The organism is Peterkaempfera griseoplana (genome assembly GCF_001418575.1).
In the GTDB taxonomy this organism is placed as follows: Bacteria; Actinomycetota; Actinomycetes; order Streptomycetales; family Streptomycetaceae; genus Peterkaempfera; species Peterkaempfera griseoplana.
Genome location: NZ_LIQR01000095.1, coordinates 1 through 7,792 on the forward strand (window position 1 = coordinate 1; position 7,792 = coordinate 7,792).

At 72.2% G+C, this 7,792-nt stretch carries 5 protein-coding genes and 1 pseudogene; 3 read left to right on the plus strand and 3 right to left on the minus strand.

What is annotated here, in order from left to right:
* Positions 1 to 121: 121 nt before the first annotated feature.
* Entirely contained in the window at positions 122 to 1,843 is a 1,722-nt protein-coding gene (locus tag AOK09_RS07760; RefSeq protein WP_055586377.1) for a serine/threonine-protein kinase, read from the minus strand.
* Positions 1,844 to 2,287: 444 nt separating this feature from the next.
* Here AOK09_RS07760 and AOK09_RS07765 point away from each other — a divergent pair, with 444 nt between their 5' ends.
* Both AOK09_RS07765 and AOK09_RS07770 read left to right on the plus strand, forming a co-directional pair.
* Positions 2,288 to 3,139: a GH25 family lysozyme gene (locus tag AOK09_RS07765; RefSeq protein ID WP_175609272.1), complete on the plus strand. Its 852-nt coding sequence runs from the start codon at positions 2,288 to 2,290 to the stop codon at positions 3,137 to 3,139.
* 146 nt (positions 3,140 to 3,285) lie between these two features.
* Entirely contained in the window at positions 3,286 to 3,876 is a 591-nt protein-coding gene (locus tag AOK09_RS07770) for an N-acetylmuramoyl-L-alanine amidase (RefSeq protein ID WP_055586379.1), read from the plus strand.
* Between the two features lie 251 nt (positions 3,877 to 4,127).
* Here the strand turns inward: AOK09_RS07770 and AOK09_RS07775 are convergent, their stop codons facing one another.
* On the minus strand, positions 4,128 to 5,045 hold the full coding sequence (locus tag AOK09_RS07775; protein WP_063795878.1) for an NADP-dependent oxidoreductase: 918 nt from the start codon (positions 5,043 to 5,045) through the stop codon (positions 4,128 to 4,130).
* Positions 5,046 to 5,399: 354 nt separating this feature from the next.
* Positions 5,400 to 7,364 carry a SpoIIE family protein phosphatase gene (locus AOK09_RS07780; protein ID WP_055586381.1) on the minus strand — a complete coding sequence of 655 codons (1,965 nt, stop codon included), beginning with the start codon at positions 7,362 to 7,364 and terminating at the stop codon, positions 5,400 to 5,402.
* Between the two features lie 211 nt (positions 7,365 to 7,575).
* Between AOK09_RS07780 and AOK09_RS41265 the strand changes: the two are divergent.
* Positions 7,576 to 7,792, plus strand: a pseudogene (locus AOK09_RS41265) (hypothetical protein); the annotation flags it as partial.

A 7,792-nucleotide genomic window follows, 5' to 3' on the forward strand; every position in this document is an offset into this window, starting at 1 on the left:
GGCTCATAGGGGGTTGCAGGCGGGGGTGCGTCCTGGGGTCCGTCCTGGGGCTGCGGACTGCGTCGCAGGTGCACGGTGCCGTCGTCGGACGGCGGTGGCACGCGGGGATCGTTCGGCGCGGTCATCCGATGGGGCACCCTTCGTACGAGGAGCTAAAGGGACTCTCTGGCGCGGCCGGCGCGGTGCCGGCCTGGACACCGAGGTAGCGGCCGCAGAGGTTGGGGCTGAAGGTGTGGGAGAGGGTCACGGTGTACTGGGTGCTGCCCTGCCTGGCCACCGACTGCCGTTCGGTCTGTCCCCCGGGTGCCTTGTCGGTGTTGGCGAACCAGTCGGCATTGACGGTCACCTCACCGGTCCCGTCGGTGGTGATCACGAGTGTCACCGTTCCCGTGTAACCGTTGGCGGTCTGTGTCACGGAGAACTCACCCATCCGCAGGCTCACCACGTGTGTCGTCGGGGTCGGTGACGGGGTCGGAGTCGGCGTGGGAGTGGGCGTCGGTGTGGGTGTGGCGGACGCCGAGGGTGGTGACGTGGTCCCGGGAGCGGACGAAGACGTGGCCGGAGCAGTGGGCGGCGTGCTCGTGCTCGCCGGCGAACCGGACGACGGGCTCCCGCTCGTCGTCGCGTCGGCGCTCGCAGACGCGCTGGCGCCGGCGCTGGGACTGGCGCTCGCAGACGTGCCCGCCCTCACGCTCGCGCTCGCCGAGGGAGACGGACCGGCGCTCGGGTCGGTGCCGCCGTTCGGCCCGGGCGTCACCGAGGTCACCGCCGCGGGAGTCTGCCCGCCGGACGCGTGGCTGTGGTGGTCGCCACCGCCCACCGCGCCGGACGCGACAGCGGACAGGACACCCAGCGCGACCAGGGCCGCCACCACGGCCCACAGCACCCCGGGCCTGAGGACGTGCCGCATCCACGGGCGGGGCAGGCGGGAGCCGAGGACGGTGGTGGCCAGCGCCGTCGTCGAGCCCGGGATCCCGCCCGCCGAGGGGAAGAGCAGCGGCAGCAGGGCGGCCAGCGCGGCGAGTTTGCGCTGCCCTCGCTCCTCCCAGTCCGGCCCGTACGCGGCGCCCGCCACGGCCTCCAGCTCGGCGACGAAGGCCGCCGCGCTCTCCGGCCGCTGGGCGGCCTCCTTGGCCAGCCCGCGCCGGATCAGTGGGCGAACCGCCTCCGGGGCCAGCTCGTCCGGGATCGGCGCGGTGGTGTGCTGGACGACCAGTTCGGCGAAGGTCGCCCCGTTGTAAGGCCGGGAGCCGGTGAGGCACTCGAAGAAGGTCGCCGTCGCCGCGTACACGTCCCCCGCCGGGGAGGCCGGGAGGCCGCTCCACTGCTCCGGGGCCATGTACGGGGGCGTACCGGCGATCCCACCGTCCTCGCCGGTCGGCACCGCGATGCCGAAGTCCACCAGCTTGGACGACCCGTCGGCCGCGACGAGCACGTTCTCCGGCTTGTAGTCGCGGTGCACCACGCCGCGCCCGTGTGCGGCCGCCAGGCCCAGGAGGGAGCCCTTGAGCACCACCAGCGCGGCCTCCGGGCCGGTGGCCCCGGCCTGGCGCAGCAGCGCCCGCAGGGCGATGCCGTCGACCAGTTCCATGACGATCGCCGCGCCGTCGGGGCCCTCCACGTACTCGTAGAGCCGCACCACGTACGGAGACGCGAGCTCCCCAAGGAGCCGGGCCTCCGCCCGGAACTCCGTGAGGAAGTCCGGATCGGTGCGCAGCTCTTCGGCGAGGTACTTCACGGCGACGGGTGTCCCCGTCGCCTCGTGCACGGCGAGCACCACCCGCCCGCTGGCACCGGAGCCCAGCTCCCGGGTGTGCTGATATCCCGGAACGATCCACGGCATCGCCCCGCCCCCTCTCCCCTGGGGCGAAGGTAGCGCCACGGCCGTCACGGCACAGCCCCCGCGATGTCACAGAATGATGTGAGTGGAGCTCATATCCGCATGGCGGAGGCGCCTCGCCGGTGAGGGGGATTCAGGCGCCCGCGGAGTGCGACACGGAGAGCCGTTTCCGTTGTCAGGTGGACCGGCGCCGGCCAGGAGTCGGGGAGCGGGCCCCTGGACGATGACGTACTCGCCGTCGCCGCCGGGCTCCCCCAAGCCGGGTGGCAACCCCGTCCTCGGCCGTCTCCGCAGCCGCATCCGGCTCCTCCGAGCAGCAGTCCGCCAGGTCGGTACAGCCTCTGGCGAGGAACCTCCGCGGAACCACTTTACGCGCGTAGCTTTGACGTGTACAAATCATCATGTCTACCTGACCCGTCTGCACCGCCGACTCCCTTGGAGACATCCGTGTCCATCTCCAGATCCCGCTTAACCTCTCGCGGCCGTGCCACGGCCGCCCTCGGCGCACTCACCGTCACCCTCGGCCTGCTGGCCGGCGGCACCGCCCATGCCGCACCCTCCCCGACCGGCCGGATCCCGCTGGGGGACGGCTATCTGGGCGTCACCATGCACAGGACGCAGACGGCGTCGACGTCCGCCTCGGTCAGCCCCATGGCCGGCACCGACGGCGTCCAGGGCGTCGACGTCTCGCACTACCAGGGGACGATCAACTGGACCTCGGTGCGCAACGCCGGCATCCAGTTCGCCTGGATCAAAGCCACCGAGGGCACCAGCTACAAGGACCCGGCGTTCAACACCAACTACCTCAACGCCTACAACGCCGGTGTGATCCGGGGCGCCTACCACTTCGCCCGCCCCGACGTCTCCGGCGGAGCCACCCAGGCGAACTACTTCGCCTCCAACGGCGGCGCCTGGTCCAAGGACAACCTCACCCTGCCCGGGGTGCTGGACATCGAGGGCGACTGCTACGGCCTCTCCCAGTCCTCGATGCGCAGCTGGATCCTGGACTTCTACAACACGTACAAGTCCCGCACCACCCGCGACATCGTCATCTACACCAGCCCCAGCTGGTGGAGCACCTGCACCGGCGGCTGGACCGGCATGGCCTCCCGCAGTCCGCTCTGGGTGGCCCACTGGACCACCGCCGCCAGTCCCACCGTCCCGACCGGCTTCTCCGCTTGGACGGTCTGGCAGTACAGCAGCACCGGCTCGGTGTCGGGCGTCTCCGGCAACGTGGACCGAGACAAGTTCAACGGCAGCCGCGACCGGCTCCTGGCCCTGGCCAACAACACGCCGTGACGGCGGGCTGGTGACAGCCCCACAACAGGCGGGCCGCCGACCACCGTCGAGCGGCCCGCCCCGGCCGCACCGCCCGCCTTGCCCCGTCCCGGCCCGCCTCGCACGGTACAAATGGGACACCGCCCTCACCGCGTTATGGAGCCTCCATGGACAGCACGAGCCCGTCACGGCGCAGCCTCCTCAAAGGAGCGGCCGTCGCCGCCACCGCCGCCGCGCTCGGACCGCTCACCGCCGGCCCCGCCCGCGCCGCGAGCTACCCGACCACCCACTGGATCCCCGCCAGTCCGTCGAACTACACCGTCTCCAGCCGGCCCACCAGCTACGCCATCGACCGGGTCGTCATCCATGTCACCCAGGAGTACTTCCAGGACGCGCGGCACATCTTCGAGGATCCCGCCCGTCAGGTGTCCCCGCACTACATGCTCGCCTCGGCGGACGGCTACGTCGCCCAGTTCGTCCGGGAGAAGGACATCGCCTGGCACGCGGGGAACTGGAGCTACAACACCCGCAGCATCGGCATCGAGCACGAGGGGTGGGTCGACGACCCCAGCTGGTTCACCGATGTGATGTACCGCCAGTCCGCGCAGCTCACCGCCGCGCTCTGCACCCGGTACGGCATCCCCAAGGACCGCACCCACATCATCGGGCACAGCGAGGTACCGGGGACGGACCACACCGATCCGGGGCCCTACTGGGACTGGACCACGTACATGGCCTACGTCCGAAGCGCCGTCTGACACACACCCCGGGCGGCGGGCGGGCTCCCGGGACCGCCGGTACAGCGGCGCTGCTCCTGGCACAACCGGCGGCGAACCAGCTGCTGCTCCCATGGGGCACCGCATCGATCCACTGACGCCGGCGCCACCCGGGAGGCGCCGGCGCGCCCGACCGCCGAGCGCCACTCACACCTGCGCCCGGCTGCGTCGTGGGGCGTCCGGTAGGCAAGGCGGACCGTCAGGGTTGACCTCCACCGCAGTGCCCGGCCGGGTCATGCGCTGGTGAGCACGAGCTTCCTGCCGCCGGCCCGCCCGGTGGTTGCCCGGGCGAACGCGGCCGGGCCCTCGCTCAACGGCAGGGGTTCCGGCGCAAGTTGCAGGGTTCCGGCGCCGACCTGCTCCGCCAGCCGGCCGAGCTGCGCGGCGTTGGGCTCGACGTAGAGGTTCCCACTCGTGATGCCTCGTACCTCCGGCGGCGCGTCCGAAGTCAGGGAACACAGCCGGCCACCGTCCCGCACCAGGGGCAGGGCGTTGACCGCCGTGCCGTCGGCGATGACGAGAGCGGCGTCGAGCCCGCAGCGCACCCTGGCCGGCCAGTCGGGGTCGTGGTAGTCGACGACCTCGGTCGCCCCCAGACCGCGCAGGCGCTCCGCGGCGGCGGCGGACGCGGTCGCGGTCACCTCGATGCCGGCGGCCGCGGCGAGCTGGACGGCCAGGGCTCCGGTGGCCCCTCCCCCGTTGGTGATCAGGAGCCGCTCTCCCCGGCTGAGGCCCAGCTTCTCCAGGGCCTGCACCGCGGTGAGTCCGTTGACGGGCAGCGCCGCCGCCTGCACGGCGTCCAGTCCGGGTGGGCAGGCTGCCGCGTGATCCGCGGTGAGCAGTACGCGTTCGGCCCAGAAGCCGCTCCCGCCGGGCAGCGGCGCCTCATGTGCGAGCACCCGGTCGCCCACGGCGAACACGGTGACGCCCTCGCCGACTGCCAGCACCTTGCCCGCGCCCTCCACTCCCAGCGCCGCCGGCGGGCGCAGTCCCACGTCCCAGCCGGTGCCGTTCAGCAGTTCGTCCCACGGGCCGACCCCGGCGGCCTCGACCGCCACCAGGATCTGCCCGGGCCCGGGAGATGCCGGTTCGGGCAACTCCAGCAGCGCGGCTTCCTCCTGCCCGGCCTTGATCACTCCGCATGCCTTCACCGTGGATCCTTGTCCTCTCACTCGGTCCGGCCGACCGGGAGGTCCGGCCCGGAAACCTCGTACAGGCGGCAGTGTCGACCTCGGGATCCCCACAGAGGACGCTCGCGGTCTCAGCCGCATGAGTGCCGAGCCTATGCAGCCGGTGGTCCGGACACGTGGTCCACTTGGCGATCGGCCGAGTGGGCCAACTCCTGGGCAGACCTCGCGCGGCTCGCCGGGCGGACCGGGCGCTGTGCTGGTGGCCGTGTCGTACCTGCACCGCGGCCCTGCCGCGGCTGTCGCTCGCCGAGCCGACTCCGCGCCCTTGCACGAGGGCCGGGGTGCGGTTTCCCCGCCGGGGAGACGCGTCGAGTCTCATACGCGTCGGATGACCAGCACGGCCACGTCGTCGAGGTGGTCCACCGCGACCAGGGCGTCGAGGATCCGGTCTGCGGTCGCCTCGATGCCCAGCCGCTCCCGGAGGGCCTGGCCGGCCAGCGTTCCCACTCGCTCCAGCCCGGCTTCCAGCGTCAGGTTCGGCCCTTCGACCACGCCGTCGGTGACCATGACCAGGGCGGTGCCCTCCTCCAGGGTGAAGGTCTCCTCGGGGTAGTCGATGTCGGGCACGACTCCAAGGACCGGGCCGCCGGGAAGTGTGCGGATGGAGTGGCTGCCGTCGTCGCGTGCCTGGAGCAGCGGCACATGGCCTGCGCTGGTGCCGATGACCTGGCCGTCGTGCGGATCGATGTGCAGCATGGTGCAGCTGGCGAAGCGGGCCGCGTCCAAGGTGAGGAGCACCTCGTTGGCGCGTTTCAGCACCGTACCCGGCCCAGGTTCGTGGATGGCGATCGCTCGCATGGACGAGCGCACCTGGCCCATGAGGACCGCGGCGTCCACATCGTGGCCCTGTGCGTCGCCGATCTCCAGGGCGACGGCACCGTCGGGCAGGAAGAACGCGTCGTACCAGTCCCCGCCGATGTCCAGCCCGTCCCGGCTGGGCTGGTAGCGGGCGGCGACCTCCAGACCGGGGAGGTGGTCGGGCAACGCGGGGAGCATGCTCTGCTGGACCGCCGTGGACAGGTCGACGTGGGCTTGCTGCAACCTGATGCGCCTCAGCGCCTGGCCCGCGAGATCGGCCAGAGTGGTCATGAAGGCGCGCTTCTCCGGGGACGGAGGGTGCTCACCGTCGTGAGTCACCGCCCAGGCCCCCAGTGGCCGGTCGCCCACCGGGCTGAGGGGAGTGATCGACAGGGCGACGGCGGGGCCGGGCGGCGGCCGGGGCACAGCGCCGTCATGCGGCCGACGGCGGGCGAGTTCCTCCTGGTCGGCGATGAACTGCGGCTGCCCGGTACGGATCACCCAGGGCAACGGCCCCTCCTCGTCCGGCGACGTACCGAGCAGGGCGTCGGCCTGCCACGTCGGGATCCCGGCATCCGAGGAGACCCGCAGGCGCCCGTCGTCGACGAGCGCGAAGAGGGCGCCGAAACCCCCGAAGGCCGCGGCGAGCCGGGTCAGGACCACCTGCTGCAGTTCCTGCTCGGTGGCGGCGGTGAAGAGTGCGGAGGAGAACGCGGCGATCTCCTCGGCGCGCTGCCGCTCAGCGCTCACCGCGGCCAGCATGTCCTTCCGGCGCTCCTCCCGCCGGGTGTCGTCGCGGATCACCCCGAAGACCCGCTCGGGACCGCCGTACCCCAGCCTGATCCGGCGGGCCTGCCCGGCCAGGACGCGCCAGCCGTCGTGCTCGGTGAGGAACCGCGACCTGATCCACGGGGACTGGGCGGCGGACGAGCGCACAAGCCGCCGCACGTTCTTCCGGTCGTCGGGATGTGTCCGCCGAACCACCGTGGACAGGGGCATCGACGCCTGCGGGAAGAGCGTGGACAGGGCGGGCGCGCCGCCCAGCCACTCCACCTGGTGCTCGTCGGGTGAGCACAGGCAGAGGCCGAGGCCGGCGGCCCTGGCCGCGAGCCCGAAGGGGATCAGCAGTGCGCCGAGATCCTGCGTCGCGTCCAGCGAATGCAGCCACACCAGCCGCTCGCCGTCTGCGGGATCCGTCACCGGCCGCGCTTCGACAAGGCAGACCACGGACGCCCCGCCCATCCCCGGGAATTCGAGCACACGCATGGCGAGCCTCTTCGCTGTGGCCCCGTGCGCCACAAGGCTCTCGGCGGAGATGCGCTGGTCCTCGGAGAGCAGGTCACTGAAGCTGCGGCCGACGCACTGGTCCAGGGGCCTGCCCAGCGATGTGGCCATCGCGGCGTTGAGAGAGCGGATGACGCCGTCCAGGGTCAGCAGAGCCGACGGCGTAGCCCTCTGCAGGAGTCCGTCCGAGGCGTCCATCAGCCGCTCCCTGACCGTCCTACGACCTCGATCGTCTCAACAAGCGTATCTGCCGCAGCGCAGGCCGCGCCCGCTGGGAGCGCATGCGACGGAGGACGCGGAGCCGCACGGGAACTCGGCCCGCAGCGCGTTCTCCTGCCGGCAGACCACTGCCGTGGCGAGCTCATTCCGTGCGCTGCACCGGCGGGTCGGTGCGGACCACCTTCCGCTGGTGATCGTCTTCCCGGTGGTCCGCCCGGTCGGGTTGACCCCGGCGGCGTCATCGAGGCTTGGGACATTGCCGATGGTCGGCCACAAGCCGTCCGTCCCGCACCCGCCGGACGATCTCACCCGGCCGGGCGCGATCGGGTACGACGCCGAAGTCGATTGCCGGGCTGCCACGGGCAGAGCCTCGGGAGTCCCGGCGATCGGCACCAGCGTTCCGGGGG

Excerpts from the sequence above, each read along its gene's own strand:
- AOK09_RS07780 (WP_055586381.1), bottom strand. The coding sequence starts at position 7,364 with ATGGACGCCTCGGACGGACTCCTGCAGAGGGCTACGCCGTCGGCTCTG.
- AOK09_RS07770 (WP_055586379.1), top strand. The coding sequence starts at position 3,286 with ATGGACAGCACGAGCCCGTCACGGCGCAGCCTCCTCAAAGGAGCGGCC.
- AOK09_RS07760 (WP_055586377.1), bottom strand. The coding sequence starts at position 1,843 with ATGCCGTGGATCGTTCCGGGATATCAGCACACCCGGGAGCTGGGCTCC.